This is a genomic window from Mycobacterium sp. MYCO198283, assembly GCF_021213805.1.
Classification (GTDB): Bacteria; Actinomycetota; Actinomycetes; order Mycobacteriales; family Mycobacteriaceae; genus Mycobacterium.
In genome coordinates this window covers 134532-150023 of sequence record NZ_JAJQJI010000005.1, presented here as the reverse complement: position 1 = coordinate 150023, position 15492 = coordinate 134532, and the positions used below count along the sequence as shown (strand labels likewise).

Sequence of the window (15492 nt, the reverse complement as noted above, 5' to 3'; positions counted from 1 at the left end):
TCCTCATACGGTGCCGCCGTCGGCCCGCACGATCGACCCGGTGGTGAAGCTCGACGCGTCCGACATGAGAAACAACGCGGCGCCGACGATTTCGGACGGGTTGCCGGCCCGTTGCAGGGCGGCGCCGGCGAACGGGTTCTGGACGCCATCGACGTTCCACGCCTTGCTGATGTCGGTGAGGAACGGTCCGGGCATCAGGGTGTTGACGCGCACGGCGGGCCCGAACGCCATGGCGAGCGCCTCGGTCATGGTGTTCAGGCCGGCCTTCGACGCGGCGTACGGGATGAACGTCGGGTGCGGTTTGAGCGAGCCGTGGGTGCTGACGTTGACGATGACGCCGCGCCCGGCGGCGACCATGCGCTCACCGATGAGCGCCGACAGCCGAAAGGGGCCCTTGAGGTTCAGGTTCACCACGGCGTCGAACATCTTCTCGGTGACGTCGGTCTGCTTGTCGTACACCGGCGACATGCCGGCGTTGTTGACCAGCACGTCGACCTTGCCGAAGCGGTCGTAGACGGCGTCCACGAGGCCGTCGAGCTCGTTCCACCGGCCGACGTGCACCGCGTAGGGCATCGATACCCGGCCGGTCTCGGCCTCGATCTGCGCCGCGGTCGTCGCACAGTTGTCGTACTTGCGGCTGGCGATCACGGTCTCGGCACCGCAGCGGGCCGCGGCCAACGCCATCTCCCGGCCCAGCCCCCGGCTGCCACCGGTGACCAGGACGACGCGGTCGGTGAGGTCGAAAAGCCGTTCCACCCAGGCCATCTCAGCGGGGCCCGTGCGGCAGTGAGCGTGCGAGCTCCGCTGCCGTGGCGATCAGGTCGGGGATCATCGGCCCCATCGCCGCGGCGATGGGGGAATCGCTCCAGCCGCTGCGGACCGCGGCGGCGTACGTCTTCTCGAGCACGATTCCGAGCTTCCAGTTGGCGAGCACCAGGTAGTAGTCGATGCTCGCGGTGGACAGGCCGCTGACGGTCTCATAGTGCTCGAGCAGTTCGGTGCGGGTGGGCATACCGGTGAGATCGGCGTAATAGCCCTCGGTCCGCGGGAATTCGCCGTCGTAGCCCAGCAGCGCCCACGCCAGGTCGAGCAGCGGATCGCCGACGGTGGTCATCTCCCAGTCGATGATCGCGACCAGCCGCGCGGGCGTGCCGTGCGCATACATGACGTTCGCGAACTGGTAGTCGCCGTGCATGATGCCGGGCCGGTAGTGCGTGGGCCGATGCTTCTGCAACCAGTCGGCGGCGACGTCGAGCCCGGGAAGCTCGCGCACCTGATAGGCCTGCAGGAAGCTCAGCCAGCGGTCGACCTGGCGGTCGTGGAAGCCCTCGGGGCGGCCGAAACCCTCGAGTCCCTGCGCCCGCCAGTCCACCCGGCCGAGCCTCGCGGCGCCCTCGACGAGCTGGAACGCGAGCCCGCGGCGCGCGTCGAGGTCGGTGTCGAACGGCGGCGGCCACCGGTCGCCCGTGGAGTTCCAGCCGTCGACGGCCGCCATGACGTACATCGGCTGGCCCAGCACATCGCCGGTCTCGTCGGCGGCGATCAATTCCGCATGCGGGACGTCGGTGCCCTTGAGTGCGCTGACCAGCCGGATCTCCCGCCGCAGCCCGTCGAGCCGCGCGGCATCGGCGCGCGGACCGGGCATGCGGATCACCATCCGAGCGCCCCCTCGCGTGACGAGGAACAAGGTGTTCTGCGAGCCGCCGGTGAGTGGACTCAAGACGGGCTGCTCGCCGTCGCCGGGCGCGCCCTGGGCGTCCAGCCAACGACCGAGCGCGGCCGTGTCGATCGCGGTACTCACAGAACAAGATTCTGCCATATCAGAACGCCGTTTTCGGCGCTTTGCACCCGGGGGCCGAAATTGCCGAAACGTGCGCCACTGCGACGTGGTCCGGCGTGTCCCGTGCGTGAGTTGAGTGTCGCGGGCCACTGCCCCCCCGAACGGGCCGGTCAATAAATAAAGCGCTTGATTTAACGATCGCCACGCGGTCTACTGGCCAGGTGACCGCAGCCCGGGTGTTGAGCACCGGCCGCTCCGAAGCCACGCGTGAAGCGCTCCTCCAAGCGGCCGAACGGCTGTTCGCCGAGCGCGGCATGTACGCGGTGTCGAACCGGCAGATCAGCGAGGCCGCCGGGCAGGGCAACAACGCCGCCGCCTGCTATCACTTCGGCACCCGCACCGACTTGCTGCGCGCCATCGAGAGCAAGCACCGCGCACCGATCGACGCGCTCCGCGCACAGCGCATGGCCGACATCGAGGGCTCGACGCAGCTGCGCGACTGGGTCGGCGTGCTGGTGCGGCCGCTCACCGACCACCTCGCGGAGCTGGGCACGCCGTCCTGGTACGCCCGTTTCGCGGCGCAGGCCATGGCCGATCCGGCGTACCGGCAGGTCGTCACCCAGGACGCGTTGAGTTCGCCGCTGCTCGTACAAGCCGTCGACGGCATCACCCGCTGCCTGCCCGAACTGCCGCGACGCGTCCGCTCCGAGCGCGCCGTCATGGCGCGCAACCTGCTGATGCACACCTGCGCCGAGTACGAGGAACAGCTGTCCCGCCAGGGGTCGCCGAGTCGGTGGGCGCAAGCCGCCGAGGGGCTGACCGACGCGATCGTCGGGCTCTGGCAAGCGCCCGTCCACGCCCCCGACCAAGGAGCCTCATGACCGACACCGTGCTCGACTTTCCGCTGAGCCGCGCGCCGGGGTGCCCGCTCGCCCCGCCGCCGGAGTCGCGCGCCCTCAACGAGCACCGGCAGCTGACGAAGGTGCGCATCTGGGACGGCAGCACCCCGTGGCTCATCCACGGGTACGAGGCGATCCGCGCCGTCTTCGGCGACAGCCGGGCCAGCGTGGACGACCGGCTGCCCGGCTATCCGCACTGGAACGAGGGCATGCAGGCCACGGTGCACAAGCGGCCGCGTTCGGTGTTCACCTCCGACGCCGAGGAGCACACCCGCTACCGCCGGATGCTGTCGCGGCCGTTCACCTACAAGCGGGTCGAGGCGCTGCGACCGGCGGTCCAGCAGATCACCGACGAGCAGATCGACGCCATCCTCGCCGGCCCGAAGCCGGCCGACCTCGTCGAAGGGCTCGCGCTGTCGGTTCCGTCGCTGGTGATCAGCCGGATGCTCGGGGTGCCGTACGAGGATGCCGAGTTCTTCCAGACCGAGGCCAACCGCGGCATGAACCGCTTTGCGAGCGCCGAGGACGCGGCCAAGGGCGCCGGGGCGCTGTTCAAGTACCTCATCAAGCTGATCGAAGCGAAGCAGGACGACCCCGCCGAGGACCTGGTGTCCGACCTGGCCGAGCGCGTCAAGGCGGGGGAGATCTCGGTGCGCGAGGCAGCGCAGCTCGCGACGGGCGTGCTGATCGCCGGCCATGAGACCACCGCCGGGCAGATCGCCGTCAGTATCGTTGCGCTGCTGCAGAATCCGGACCAGCTGGCGCTGCTGCGCGACACCGACGACCCGAAGGCCATCGCGACCGCCGTCGAGGAGCTGATGCGGTTCTGCAGCATCATCCAGACCGGCCAGCGCCGCATCGCCACCGCGGACATCGAGGTGGGCGGCGAGGTGATCCGCGCCGGTGAGGGCATCATCCTCGACGTCGCGCCCGCGAACTGGGATCCGCGCCAGTTCCCCGAGCCCGACCGGTTGGACCTGCAGCGCCAGGACGGCCCGCATGTCGGCTTCGGGTACGGCCGCCACCTGTGTGTCGGCCAGCAGTTGGCGCGCATGGAGCTGCAGATCGTGCTGCCGACGCTGTTCCGACGCATCCCGACCCTGACGCTCGCCGTCGACGTCGACGACCTGCCGTTCAAGCACGACGCGTTGGCCTACGGACTCTACGAGCTGCCCGTCACGTGGTGACCGGTCACCAGCCGATGCCCGACCTCACCGGTCGGCTCGCGGTCGTGACCGGCGCCAACAGCGGGCTCGGGCTGGGGCTGGCGCGTCGGCTGGCCGCCGCGGGCGCCGAGGTGGTGATGGCGGTCCGCAGCCCGGAGAAGGGAGAGGCGGCGGCCGCGGAGATCCGCCGCGACGTCACCGCCGCGAAGCTGACGGTCACGCGCCTGGACCTGGGCTCGCTGTCGGCGGTCGCCGCGGCCGCCGACGAACTCCTTTCCGGCGGCCGCCCGATCGACATCCTGATCAACAACGCCGGTGTCATGACGCCGCCGGACCTGCAGCGCACCGCCGACGGCTTCGAATTGCAGTTCGGCACCAACCATCTCGGCCACTTCGCGCTGACGGGCCGGTTGCTGCCGCTGCTGGCGGGCGGGCGGGTGGTCAGCGTCAGCAGCATCGCCGCCACCCAGCGCGGGCTGTCGTTCGACGACGTGAACGCCGAGCGCGGCTATCGGCCCATGCGCGCCTACGGGGTGTCGAAGGTCGCGCAGCTGCTCTTTGCGTTCGAGCTCGACGCCCGCAGCCGCGCCCAGGGCTGGAACGTGCTGTCCAACGCCGCGCATCCGGGCCTGACCAAGACGAACCTGCTCTCCGGCGCGTCCTTCGGCCGCGAGAAGCCCACGCTGTCAGCACGTTTCACGCAGCTCACCTGGCGGCTGCTGCCGTTCCTGTGGCTCGACGTCGACGAAGGCATCGAGCCGACCCTGCACGCCGCCACCTCGCCTGACGCCGCGGGCGGCGCGTACTACGGGCCGCGCGGACGCTACGAAACCGGCGGCGGCGTCGGTCCGGCAAAGGTTCCGCCGCTGGCCCACGACGAGCAGCAGCGCCGCCAGCTGTGGGAGCTCTCCGAACGGCTGACCGGCGTGTCCTTCGGATAACCCCCGTCACCAGGTCTGCTCGCCGGCCCGCACCAGGATGTGGTTGACGGCCACGCGCCGGTCGCGGGTGACCATGTACCCCACCGCGTCGGCGACGTCGGCGGGCCGCAGCTTTTCCATGTCGGCAGTGGTGCGCGCGAACGCGTCCTGGAAGCGTTGCGGCAGATGCGAGTTGATCTCCGTGTCCACGGTGCCCGGGCTGACGACGCCGACCCGGACCCGCCGGCCGACCAGCTCCTGCCGCAGCCCTTCGCTGAACGCGTTGACGCCGAACTTCGTCAGCGAGTAGACCGCGGTGCCGCCGCGGGCAACCCAGCCGCCCGTCGAGCCGATCGTCACCAGGTCTGCCACCCCGCGCGGTGACGACGTGGCCGCGTCGATCAGGTGCGGCAGCGCCGCCCGCGTCACGTAGAGCACGCCGCGGACGTTCACCTCGAGTAGCCTGTCCCAGTCGTCGAGCGAGGCCTCGGCGGCCGGACCCATGATGAGCTGCCCGGCGTTGTTCACCACGGTGTCCAGCCGCCCGAACCCGTCGATGACCGCGGCGATCGCGTCCCGCACCGCGTCCCGCGACGTGACGTCGGCGGGCACCGCCAGCGCCGACCCGCCGGCGTCGCGGATCGCCGACACCAGCTCCTCGAGCCGGGCGCCCCGCCGCGCGAGCAGCGCCACCGCCGCGCCGTGTGTCGCCAGCTCGGCAGCGGTGGCGGCGCCGATCCCGCTGCTGGCGCCCGTCACCAGCGCGACGGTGCCCGTCAGTGCGCCCGTCACCGCGCCCCCAGCAGGCTCTGCACATACGCGTCGTGCTCACCGAGCAGTGGCGCTCCCCGCTCGATGCGGGCGGGCTGGCGCAGCAGCCGCCACGGCGCACCGAGCACCGGGCGCTGGCCTTCGCGATGGTCGGAGACGAAGCAGTACATGTCGCGCTCCCACAGCACCGGGTCGGCGATGACGTCGGCGGCGGTCGCGCTGCGGTTGGCGGCCACGCCGACAGCCTGCAGCCGCCGGGCCAGCTCGTCGGCGTCCCAGTCCGCCGTCACCGGCGCCAGCGCGGCGTCGAGTGCGTCGACGTGCTTCTGACGCCCGGCGGCGTCGGCGAAGCGTGGATCGGCCGCCAGTCCGAGCACGGTGCGCACCCGCGACCACTCGTCGTCGGCCGCCACCGCCAGCGCCAGCCAGCCGCCGTCGCGGCACGGATAGCAGCCGTGCGGGCTGAGGTCGGCGTGCCGATTGCCGTCCGGGCCGAACGGTTCTCCGGCCAGCAGGCTGTCGCCGATCATGCTGGACAGCGTCTCGACCGCCGAGACGTCCACGAACTGCCCTTCGCCGGTGAGTTCGCGGTGCAGCAGCGCGGCGACCGTGGCGTAGGCGGTCGCGGCGCCCACCGTGGAGTCGCCGTAGCGCATGCTCGCCCCGAGCGGCGGTCCGCCGGGCATTCCGACCAGCGCCGACATGCCGGCCAGCGCGGCGAAGCAGGGCGCGTAACCGGTCTGGTAGCCGAGCGGACCGTCGTTGCCCCACATCTTGATCGACACCGAGATGACGTCGTCCTTGAGCGCCCGCAGGTCCTCGTAGCCCAGGCCCTGCCGTTCCATCGCGCCGGGCCGCAGGTTGTTGACGACGACGTCGCTGGCCGCGATCAGGTCGCGCAGCCGCGCCATATCGCCGGGCGACTTGATGTCGAGGTCGACGCTGAGGATTTCCGGGTTGATGGACAGGAAATACGGCGCGTGGTCGATGTCGGTGCCGCCGTAGGCGCGCATCTCGTCGGGATGGTCGGCGCTCTCGACCTTGATGACCTCGGCACCGAGGAACGCCAGCAGCTTGCCCGCATAGGGGCCGGCCCACACCTTGGTGAGCTCGACGACGCGGACGCCCTGCAGCGGCCCGCCGCGTGGCGCCGGCGTCGGCTTGAGCTGCGGTGCGAGCACGGTCGGGCGCCGACGCGGCGCAAACCCGCACGTGTGCGCCCCGAGTTCGGGTGCGAGGGAATGCAGCTGCGCAGGCGACGCGCTCAGCCGGTACGGCACCGTGGGATAGGCCACCTGACCGAGCGCGGGATGGTCCACGGTGGCGAAGAACCCGCGATGCCGGTATTGCGGCGACGCCAGCAGGTCGGCGACGCCGTTGACCGGCACCAGCGGCACGCCGAGCTGCTGGGCGCGCACCGAGGTCGGCGCCTTGTCCCGCTGCGCCATCCATGCGGCGAACCCGCGCCGGAAGCGTGCCACTCCGTCCGGGGTGACGCCGAACTCCAGCCAGTCGTCGTCGTAGTCGTCGAGCCACGCCGGGTCGCCCAGCAGCCGCTTGAGCGCGCACCAGTGGCGGCCGTTCGTCAGGTACAGGTAGACGAAGCCGTCGCGGCTCGCGAAGAACGACGCCGGCCCCTGCTGGTCGAAATCCTCACGGGTGCCGTCCGGTTCGACCTCCCCGGTGATGAAGCGGCCGAGGATGCAATCGGCCCGGGACACCAGCACTGCCTGCGCCGACAGGTCGACGAATTCGCCGCGGCCGGTGTGCAGCCGCCCGAACAGGCACGCAGCCACCGTCAGGGCGGCGTCGAGGCCGGCCTCGTAGTCGGCGAGGAAACGGCCCGGCCCCTTGAGCGGCGGCACCGCCGGATCGGCATGGCTCGGCGTGTGATATCCCCAGCCGCTGCTGTGAAAGACGTTGAGGCTGTGCGCCGTTCGCCGGTCCGCCGCGCCGTGGGGGGTGATGGAGCACACCACCAGGTCCGGGTGACGCGACGCGGCGTCGGCCGCGCTCAGCCCGACGCGGGCGAGCCAATCGCCGAGGTGGTCGTCGACCACCGCGTCGGCATCGGCGATCAGGCGGTGCAGGGCGTCGGGGTCGGCGGCGACGTCGAGCGCCACCGAACGCTTGTTGGTGTTGCAGAACTCGAAGACCGCGGCCGGATGGAGCGCCCGCGTCGGGGTTCCCGCGCCCGGCCGCTCCACCTTGACGACGTCCGCACCGAAGTCGGCGAGCAGCTTCCCGCAGTATTCGCCTGCCACGGTCTCGGCGAGCTCGACCACGCGAAACCCGGTGAGCGCGGACATGTCTCAGGGCTTGGCGCGCCCGCCGCGGCTCAGCCGCCATTCCGGCGGGAAGTTCATGTCGTTGTCCTTCACCACGTTGTTGAGGCCCTTCTCGAACGTGCCGCCGGTGAGGTCAACCTCGTTGTCGCGGTCGTTGGTGATCATCGGCAGCATGCCCTCGACCATGCCGGTCAGCAGGCTGCCCATGTACTCGCCCTTGTGCTGCTTGTAGATCTCCAGGAAGGTCTTCTGCACGGCGACGGTGTCGGTCGGACGCGACTTCGAGCACGCCATCGCGTATTTCATGGTCTCGGCCTCGAGGTCTTCCCGCGGCACCACGCTGTTGACGAACCCGCAGTCGTACATCTCCTTGGCGCTGAACGGCCGCCCGGTGAACAGCATCTCGGAGAACTTGCGCAGCCCCATGGTCTCGGCCCACCACCACAGCCGCGGACCCCAGCCGACGTAGCGGAACGCCGGATGGCCGAACAGCGCGTCGTCGGAGGACACCACCAGGTCGGCGTCACCGGCCTGGTAGAAGTGCCAGCCGTAGCAGTAGCCCTTGGCCTCGATGATGCTCACCTTGCGGAGCTCCTGCAGCGGGCGGTTGCCGGCGGGCGCCTTGGCGTAGAAGTCGGTGACGGTGGACAGGTAGCGGTAGGAGCCCCCGTCGGGGTACTTGACGTCGTCGTCGTTGATCGCGACTTCGTGGTGCAGCGGCATCCCGGGGTTCTCGATCATCCCGCGCTGCTCCGGCAGGTCGCCGCCGCTGCCGAAATCCTGTCCCTCGCCGCGGATCACGACCACTTTGACGTCGTCGTCCACGTTGCACTTGTGGATGATGTCGGCGTAGAGCTGGCGCATGCCCAGCGTGGCGGAGTTCTGCGCGTCGGGCCGGTCGAAGGTGATGGTGGCGATGCGGTTCTTACGGTCCTTCTCGAAGCGGATGTACTGCGCCGCTTCCTTCTTCAGTTCGACGTAGTCGTATTCGGGCATGGTGCGTCTCCGTTCTCTGGCTGGTGATCCTGGGGTGGGCGTCCCGCCGCTCAGACGATCGCCGGCATCGACTCCCAGCCGCGCACGGTCGACGTCGGGCTCAGCTCGGCGGCGGCGAGGTCGACGTCCCACTCGGGGAAGCGGTCGAGGATCTCGTCGAGCGCGACGCGGGCCTCCAGCCGTGCCAGCGCGTTGCCGAGGCAGAAGTGCGTGCCGACGCCGAACGACAGGTGTTGCCGCAGCTCACGGTGCACGTCGAAGACGTCGCCGTCGGGTGGGAAGCGGCGGTGGTCGCGATTGCCGGCGCCCATCAGCAGCATCATGGCGCTGCCCGCCGGCACGGTCTGGCCGTAGTACGCGACGTCGCGGGTGACGTAGCGGCTGACGTGCGGGGCGGGCGGCTCGAAGCGCAGCAGCTCCTCGACGCACGCCGGCAGCAGCGTGCGGTTGGCCACGAGGTCGCGGCGCTGGTCGGGATGCTCGGCCAGCACCTTGCCGGCCCAGCCGATGAGCCGGGTCGTGGTCTCACTGCCCGCCGTCGCGATCACGGTCAGGTACAGCAGCAGCTCGTCGCGGGTCAGCTGCCGCCGGGCGCCGGTCTCGTCGGCGAACTCGGCGTGCAGCAGCTCGGTCATGATGTCGTCGGACGGGTGCTTCGCGCGCCAGTCGATGTACTCGCCGAACACCTCGCCGGTGGCCATCGGGCCGCCCGCGTTGTCGGTCATCTTGCCGCCGCGTTCGGTCCGCAGCGGCGCATCGCCGTGGGCGACGACGTGTTCCTGGTCTTCCTCGGGGATGCCGAGCAGCATGCCGATGACGCGCATCGGCATCTGGGCGCCGAAGTCCTTGACGAAGTCGAACCGCCCGGTGCCGACCAGCGGATCCAGGCAGCGCGCGCTGAACTCGCGGATCTTGGGCTCCAGCGCGGCGATCTTGCGGGGCGTGAAGATGCGGGACAGCAACTTGCGGTGGATGTTGTGGATGGGCGGGTCTTCGAAGATCAGCGTCCCCGGCGGGATCTCCATGCCCGACTTGATGATCTCGAGGATGCCGCCGCGCGCCGAGCTGAAGGTCTCGTGGTCGCACAGCGCGTTGTCGACGTCGCTGTACCGGCTGAGCGCGTAGAAGTCGTGCTGGGCGTTGTAGTACAGCGGCGCCTCCTCGCGCAGCCGCGCGAAGGTGGGATACGGATCGGCGTTGATGTCGACGTCATAGGGATCGAAGTACACGTCGCTGTGGGTGCTGACCGTCACGAGAACCGCCCTTTCACTGGTCTCGCCGTCAGTGTGGCAGCGGCGCAGCGCGGCCGGGCGGTTTAGATGATGCGCTTAAACGCCTGCACGAGGGTGCCGAACTGCACCGCCTCCTAGGGTGGCTGCCATGCAGCTGCTGTTGATCCGCCACGCGCTGCCGCTGCGCAGCGAGCCGGGTCGGGGCTCGGATCCCGCACTCGCCGACGACGGTGTGGCCCAAGCGCATCGCCTGCCCGACGCACTGCGGCGCTATCCGCTCGCGCGCATCGTCAGCAGCCCGCAGCGGCGGGCGATCTCGACCGCCGAGCCGGTGGCCGCCGCGCGGGGCCTGGCAATCGAGGTCGACGAGCGGTTCGCCGAGTACGACCGCGGGCTCGGCCACTACGTGCCCATCGAGCACATCCGGAGCGAGCAGCCCGAACAGTGGGCCCGGCTCGCGGCGGGCCGGCTGCCCAGCGGCGTCGACGAGGACGCCTTCACGGCGCGGGTCTACGCCGCCGTGGACGACGTCGTGGCCGCCGCCCGCCACGACGACACCGTCGCGGTGTTCAGCCACGGCGGGGTCATCAACGTGATCCTGCACCGGCTGCTGGAGACCCCGCGGCTGCTGTCGTTCGCGGTCGACTACACGTCGATCACCCGCCTGCTCTACTCGAGGTCCGGCAAGGGCTCGGTCGCGGCCGTCAACAGCACCGACCACGTGTGGGACCTGCTGCCCCGCAACCGTCGCTGACGCGCTCGCCGCACCCGGGGGCGCGTCCGTTATACAGGGGCGGTGACCTCGCACGACGGCCTCGACCTGGCGGCACTCGACACGCACCTGCGCGCCGCGGGCGTGCCGCGCCGCGGTGAGCTGCGGGCCGAGCTGATCGCCGGCGGCCGCTCCAACCTGACGTTCCTGGTGCGCGACGACGCCTCGACCTGGGTGCTGCGCCGGCCGCCGCTGCACGGGCTCACGCCGTCGGCGCACGACATGGCCCGCGAGTACACGGTGGTGGCCGCGCTGGCCGACACCGCGGTGCCGGTGGCCAGGCCGGTGACCGCCGGCGGCGCCGACTCCGCGCTCGGGGCGCCGTTCGCGATGGTCGAGTACGTGGCGGGCCGCGTCGTGCGCACGGCCGAGGAGTTGCAGACGCTGGGCGGCGAAGCCGTGGTGGACCGCTGCGTCGACGGGCTGATCGAGGTGCTCGCTGCGCTGCACGCGGTCGACCCGGCCACGGTCGGGCTGGCCGACTTCGGGCGTCCGGCGGGCTACCTGCAGCGCCAGGTCCGCCGCTGGGGTTCGCAGTGGGACCACGTCCGGCTGCCCGACGACGAGCGCGACGCCGACGTGCACCGGCTGCGGGCCGCGCTCGCCGATTCGGTGCCCGCCGAGAGCGGCGCGTCGATCGTGCACGGCGACTACCGCATCGACAACACGATCCTCGATGCGACCGACCCCGGTCGGGTGCGTGCGGTGGTCGACTGGGAGATGTCCACGCTGGGCGATCCGCTCAGCGACGCCGCACTGATGTGCGTGTACCGCGACCCGGCGCTGGACCTCATCATCGACACCGACGCGGCGTGGACGTCGCCGCTGATCCCGTCGGCCGACGAGCTGGCCGAGCGGTACTCCCGGGCCACCGGTCGCCCGCTGGCCAATTGGCCGTTCTACGTGTCGCTGGCGTACTTCAAGCTCGCGATCATCGCCGCCGGCATCGACTTCCGGCGCCGCAGCAGCGGCGCCACCGACGGGTCGGACCGGGTGGGGGAGACGGTGGCACCGCTGATCGCGGCGGGGCTGGCGGCGCTGGCGAGCGGTTAGACCCGGCCGCCGCGCAGGTTCTTCTTCGCCGCGCGCCGCAGCTGGAAGATGCGGACGGCGCCGGCCGCGACGGTCACCAGGCCGCCGAGCACCGCGGCGCCCAGGATCGCCACGCCCAGCGGCAGGGTCCAATCCCAGCCCAGGAACGCGATCTGTGCCGATTCGGTGTTCTGCGCGATGAAGATCAACAGCACGATCAACACCAGCAGCCCGAGCGCGACGGCCGTCCACAGCGCGGCGGCGCGGGTGAAATGCACGGCGCTCTGCGGCGTCGACCGCGGCGGCGCGACGGCGCCGGCGGAGGAGTAGGACTGCTCGGTCAGCGGCGGGGTGGCCGGTGCGGTGGAGCCGATCGGGCGGTCGGGATCGCGAACCGGGTCGCTGCTCATGTGCTCATCCTTCGTCGTCGGCCGGACCGAGAGCTAGTACCCGCTGCAGTGCCCGTTCACTCACGGTCCGGGGGCGGCGGCGCACTTGCCCGACTCGCAACACCGCCGTCGCCCGTCGCCTACGGTAGAAGCGTGAGCGCGACCCGATCTGATGCAACCGACAGTGTGTGGCCGGCGATCCTCACCTGGCGCGCCCATGACGCGCCGCGCCTCGAATCGGTACGAGTGTCGTTGTCCAACAAGCGAATCAAGGCTTACGGCCGGCTCGTCGCGGGCGAGGCGGCGGCCCACCCGGCGTTCAGCGCCTCCTATGACCTGGTGACCGACGAGGCCGGCGCCACCAAGCGGCTGTCGATGAGCGTGACGCTGGCGGCCCGCGAACGACAGCTCTCGGTCGCCCGCGACGAAGAGGGCATGTGGTTGATCCAGGACCACCGCGGACAGTCCCGCGCGGCCTACGGCGGCGCCCTCGACGTCGACGTGCTGCTGAGCCCGCTGTTCAACGCGCTGCCCGTCCGCCGCACCGGCATCCATCGGCGCGCCGACGCCGTGACCGTCCCGGTGGTCTACGTCTCGCTGCCGGAGCTGACGGTCAAGGCCGCGTCCATCACCTACGTCAGCGCCGGCGACGGCAGCATCACCATCCAGTCGCCGGGCGCCGACACCACGGTGACCGTCGACGTCGAGGGCTTCATCCGGGATTACCCGGGCCTGGCGGAACGGATCTGAGGACGCCGCCGGCCCGCCCCGCCGCCGCCAGCTGATCCCGCCAGTCGTCGTCGCCGACGGTGATGCCGACGATGTCGTGGCGGCGGAAGCTCTCGTAGCGGGCGCGCGCGGCGTGGCCGTCGTCGACGAGCTCGGCCACCGACCCACGCTCGGCCAGGGTGTCGCGGGTGCGCGCGAGCAGTTCGATCGTGCGCTCGAGCCCGCGCAGCAGCTCCGTGGCGTTGCCCTCGCACATCGCCCGCACGAGCTCGGGCTCCGTCGCCGCGACCCGGGTCACGTCGCGGAACGAGCCCGCCGCCAGCGGGAACGCCAGCGGCACCTCGCCCGCCGCGATCGCGACGGCCTCGGCGACCAGGTGCGGCAGGTGTGAAATCGCCGCCGCGGCCGCGTCGTGCTCGTCGGAGCGCGCGGGGACGACGACGGCGCCGCAATCGAGCGCCAGCGCGGTCACCGCCATGAAGCACTCCGGCGCGACGTGGTCGTCGACGCTGACCACCCACGGCGCCCCGACGAACAACCGGGCGTCGCCCGCCGACCACCCCGAGTGCACGGTGCCCGCCATCGGGTGGCCGCCGACGAAGTGGTCGAGCAGCCCGACCTGCGCCACCTCCCGGACGACCGCGGCCTTCACGCCGGTGACGTCGGTGAGGGGGCAGTCGGGCGCCTGGTCCTTGATGTAGCCGAGGAGTTGCCCGAGCGCCGGCGCGGGCACCGCGAGCACGATCAGCGCCTCGGACTCCGCGGCGCGCGACAGTGCCTCGTCGAGGCGGACGGTGACGTCGTAGCCGTCGGCGGCGGCTGCCTGCACGCCCTCGACCGACCGGTTGTAGCCGAACACCTCACGTCCGGCGCCCGCGGCCGCCCGCATGATCGACCCGCCGATCAGCCCCAGTCCGAGCACGCAGACGCCGGTGTTGCCGTTCGCGGATGCCACGCGTCCCAGGTTGGCACACCTCGCCGCACGGCGGCCGGCGACGGTGGTCAAGGCGCTGGTGGGGGGACTAGCGTAAGCGGCCATGGAGGCACAGCGGGCGCAGCAGGCCAAGCAGGCCGCGGAGACTCCGGACGGCTACGGGGTGGCCGTCGTGCGCGAGGAAGGCACGTGGCGGTGTGCGCCGATGCGGGCCGCGGCACTGGCCAGCCTGTCCGCCGCCGAGCGCGAACTGCGCGACCTGCGCAGTGCCGGGGCGGTGTTCGGCCTCCTCAACGTCGACGACGAATTCTTCGTGATCGTGCGGCCGGGCCCGGCGGGCACCCGGCTGCTGCTGTCGGACGCCACCGCGGCGCTCGACTACGACATCGCCGCCGAGGTGCTGGAGAAGCTGGACGCCGACATCGACGACGACGACCTCGACGGCGCCGAGCCCTTCGAGGAGGGCGACCTCGGTGTGCTCTCCGACATCGGGTTGCCCGAGCCGGTGCTGAGCGTCATCCTCGACGAGACCGACCTCTACGCCGATGAACAACTGGGCATGATCGCCGCCCGCATGGGTTTCGCCGACGAGTTCGCCGCGGTCCTCGACAACCTGGACAGGTGAGCACAGGCGACGAGGCGCTCATCGAGACCGCACTGGCCGCGGCCGCGGCGGCCGGTCCCCGCGACGTGCCGATCGGCGCCGTCGTCTTCGGACCCGACGGCACCGAGTTGGCCCGCGCCGCCAACGCCCGCGAGGCGCTGGCCGATCCGACCGCGCACGCCGAGATCCTCGCGTTGCGCGCCGCGGCGGCGGTGGGTGGCGACGGCTGGCGGCTCGAGGGGGCGACGCTGGCGGTCACCGTCGAGCCGTGCACCATGTGCGCCGGCGCGCTGGTGATGGCCCGGGTGTCGCGGCTGGTGTTCGGGGCGTGGGAGCCGAGGACCGGCGCCGTCGGATCGCTGTGGGACGTCGTGCGCGACCGGCGACTGAACCATCGCCCGCAGGTCCGCGGCGGCGTGCTCGCCGACCGCTGCGCCGCCCCCGTCGAGGCCTTCTTCGCCCGCCACCGCTAGCCGCCCCGTGTTGCGCGAGCGTGCGTGTCCCCATGCACCGCGAGCGTGCGTGTCTGTACGTCGACACGCCGCGGATTGCGTGCGGTCCGCGCACGCTCGCGGCCCGTTTGGGTGAGCCGCACCGGGCCGGTAAGCTGCTCTGCGGTGGCGTGTCCGAGCGGCCTAAGGAGCACGCCTCGAAAGCGTGTGACGGGTAACCCCCGTCCGAGGGTTCAAATCCCTCCGCCACCGCCATAGCCCGCCGGCTACGTCGATCTCGACGAGCGAGCGCCCATCCGCCGCGACAGTGTCGCCACGCCGTCGCCGGCGAGATCGGCCAGCGCGTGCTGACGACCCGCCGTCGCCACGAGCCGCAGCCCGCGCGTCCGCCACGCGCCTCGCAGCGGCGGCGCCAACCGCGCGAAGTCCAGCGCAACCCGCAGTCGGTCGCCCGGAATGTCCTGCCGATGGATATGCCGTCGGTCAGCGCGATCCGGCTGCCGAAGCGCCGCGTCAGGCCGCGTGGCT

16 protein-coding genes and 1 tRNA gene are annotated in these 15492 nt (G+C 71.4%); 9 read left to right on the top strand and 8 right to left on the bottom strand.

Annotated features, from left to right (window positions below; genetic code table 11):
- Positions 1–3: 3 nt before the first annotated feature.
- The gene (locus LV457_RS11600; RefSeq protein WP_232171276.1) at positions 4–765 is read right to left on the bottom strand and encodes an SDR family NAD(P)-dependent oxidoreductase; all 762 of its coding nucleotides are present in this window, start codon (positions 763–765) and stop codon (positions 4–6) included.
- Between the two features lies 1 nt (position 766).
- Positions 767–1801 carry a phosphotransferase family protein gene (locus tag LV457_RS11595; protein ID WP_374198819.1) on the bottom strand — a complete coding sequence of 345 codons (1035 nt, stop codon included), beginning with the start codon at positions 1799–1801 and terminating at the stop codon, positions 767–769.
- Positions 1802–2001: 200 nt separating this feature from the next.
- On the opposite strand from LV457_RS11595, the gene LV457_RS11590 reads away from it, so the two are divergent.
- Genes LV457_RS11590 through LV457_RS11580 form a run of 3 tightly spaced genes read left to right on the top strand, consistent with a single transcriptional unit; the run spans position 2002 to position 4786 of the window.
- Complete coding sequence (locus LV457_RS11590; RefSeq protein ID WP_232171272.1) at positions 2002–2661, top strand: TetR/AcrR family transcriptional regulator; 660 nt, start codon at positions 2002–2004, stop codon at positions 2659–2661.
- Positions 2658–3866, top strand: a complete 1209-nt coding sequence (locus LV457_RS11585) for a cytochrome P450 (protein ID WP_232171268.1) — start codon at positions 2658–2660, stop codon at positions 3864–3866. The genes LV457_RS11590 and LV457_RS11585 overlap by 4 nt, the downstream gene beginning before the upstream one ends.
- Before the next feature lie 14 nt (positions 3867–3880).
- On the top strand, positions 3881–4786 hold the full coding sequence (locus LV457_RS11580; protein WP_232171493.1) for an SDR family oxidoreductase: 906 nt from the start codon (positions 3881–3883) through the stop codon (positions 4784–4786).
- Positions 4787–4792: 6 nt separating this feature from the next.
- Here the strand turns inward: LV457_RS11580 and LV457_RS11575 are convergent, their stop codons facing one another.
- The 4 genes from LV457_RS11575 to LV457_RS11560 are packed head-to-tail and all read right to left on the bottom strand — an operon-like array spanning position 4793 to position 10073.
- Positions 4793–5557, bottom strand: coding sequence for an SDR family oxidoreductase (locus LV457_RS11575; protein ID WP_232171264.1), 765 nt, complete (start codon positions 5555–5557; stop codon positions 4793–4795).
- Entirely contained in the window at positions 5554–7845 is a 2292-nt protein-coding gene (locus tag LV457_RS11570; protein ID WP_232171262.1) for a CaiB/BaiF CoA-transferase family protein, read from the bottom strand. The genes LV457_RS11575 and LV457_RS11570 overlap by 4 nt, the downstream gene beginning before the upstream one ends.
- Positions 7846–7848: 3 nt before the next feature.
- On the bottom strand, positions 7849–8820 hold the full coding sequence (locus tag LV457_RS11565) for an enoyl-CoA hydratase/isomerase family protein (RefSeq protein ID WP_232171260.1): 972 nt from the start codon (positions 8818–8820) through the stop codon (positions 7849–7851).
- A gap of 50 nt (positions 8821–8870) precedes the next feature.
- Positions 8871–10073, bottom strand: coding sequence for a cytochrome P450 (locus LV457_RS11560; protein ID WP_232171258.1), 1203 nt, complete (start codon positions 10071–10073; stop codon positions 8871–8873).
- A gap of 127 nt (positions 10074–10200) precedes the next feature.
- On the opposite strand from LV457_RS11560, the gene LV457_RS11555 reads away from it, so the two are divergent.
- Entirely contained in the window at positions 10201–10806 is a 606-nt protein-coding gene (locus LV457_RS11555; RefSeq protein ID WP_232171256.1) for a histidine phosphatase family protein, read from the top strand.
- 42 nt (positions 10807–10848) lie between these two features.
- Positions 10849–11877, top strand: coding sequence for a phosphotransferase family protein (locus tag LV457_RS11550; protein WP_232171253.1), 1029 nt, complete (start codon positions 10849–10851; stop codon positions 11875–11877).
- Here the strand turns inward: LV457_RS11550 and LV457_RS11545 are convergent.
- Positions 11874–12266: a lipopolysaccharide assembly LapA domain-containing protein gene (locus LV457_RS11545; RefSeq protein ID WP_232171251.1), complete on the bottom strand. Its 393-nt coding sequence runs from the start codon at positions 12264–12266 to the stop codon at positions 11874–11876. The genes LV457_RS11550 and LV457_RS11545 overlap by 4 nt on opposite strands.
- A gap of 132 nt (positions 12267–12398) precedes the next feature.
- Here LV457_RS11545 and LV457_RS11540 point away from each other — a divergent pair, with 132 nt between their 5' ends.
- A complete protein-coding gene (locus LV457_RS11540; protein WP_232171249.1) occupies positions 12399–12995 on the top strand; it encodes a putative glycolipid-binding domain-containing protein in 597 nt (198 codons plus the stop codon).
- Here LV457_RS11540 and LV457_RS11535 read toward each other — a convergent pair.
- Positions 12958–13863 carry a prephenate dehydrogenase gene (locus LV457_RS11535; protein ID WP_232171492.1) on the bottom strand — a complete coding sequence of 302 codons (906 nt, stop codon included), beginning with the start codon at positions 13861–13863 and terminating at the stop codon, positions 12958–12960. The genes LV457_RS11540 and LV457_RS11535 overlap by 38 nt on opposite strands.
- Positions 13864–14011: 148 nt before the next feature.
- On the opposite strand from LV457_RS11535, the gene LV457_RS11530 reads away from it, so the two are divergent.
- From LV457_RS11530 to LV457_RS11520, 3 genes are all read left to right on the top strand, one after another.
- Positions 14012–14533 carry a tRNA adenosine deaminase-associated protein gene (locus LV457_RS11530; protein ID WP_232171247.1) on the top strand — a complete coding sequence of 174 codons (522 nt, stop codon included), beginning with the start codon at positions 14012–14014 and terminating at the stop codon, positions 14531–14533.
- Positions 14530–14985 carry a nucleoside deaminase gene (locus LV457_RS11525; RefSeq protein WP_232171245.1) on the top strand — a complete coding sequence of 152 codons (456 nt, stop codon included), beginning with the start codon at positions 14530–14532 and terminating at the stop codon, positions 14983–14985. Before LV457_RS11530 ends, LV457_RS11525 begins: the two co-directional genes overlap by 4 nt.
- 143 nt (positions 14986–15128) lie before the next feature.
- A tRNA-Ser gene (locus LV457_RS11520) sits at positions 15129–15219 on the top strand.
- Positions 15220–15492: the final 273 nt, after the last annotated feature.

Excerpts from the sequence above, each read along its gene's own strand:
- LV457_RS11535 (WP_232171492.1), bottom strand. The coding sequence starts at position 13,863 with ATGCGGGCGGCCGCGGGCGCCGGACGTGAGGTGTTCGGCTACAACCGG.
- LV457_RS11555 (WP_232171256.1), top strand. The coding sequence starts at position 10,201 with ATGCAGCTGCTGTTGATCCGCCACGCGCTGCCGCTGCGCAGCGAGCCG.
- LV457_RS11530 (WP_232171247.1), top strand. The coding sequence starts at position 14,012 with ATGGAGGCACAGCGGGCGCAGCAGGCCAAGCAGGCCGCGGAGACTCCG.
- LV457_RS11565 (WP_232171260.1), bottom strand. The coding sequence starts at position 8,820 with ATGCCCGAATACGACTACGTCGAACTGAAGAAGGAAGCGGCGCAGTAC.
- LV457_RS11570 (WP_232171262.1), bottom strand. The coding sequence starts at position 7,845 with ATGTCCGCGCTCACCGGGTTTCGCGTGGTCGAGCTCGCCGAGACCGTG.
- LV457_RS11600 (WP_232171276.1), bottom strand. The coding sequence starts at position 765 with ATGGCCTGGGTGGAACGGCTTTTCGACCTCACCGACCGCGTCGTCCTG.
- LV457_RS11545 (WP_232171251.1), bottom strand. The coding sequence starts at position 12,266 with ATGAGCAGCGACCCGGTTCGCGATCCCGACCGCCCGATCGGCTCCACC.
- LV457_RS11580 (WP_232171493.1), top strand. The coding sequence starts at position 3,881 with ATGCCCGACCTCACCGGTCGGCTCGCGGTCGTGACCGGCGCCAACAGC.
- LV457_RS11585 (WP_232171268.1), top strand. The coding sequence starts at position 2,658 with ATGACCGACACCGTGCTCGACTTTCCGCTGAGCCGCGCGCCGGGGTGC.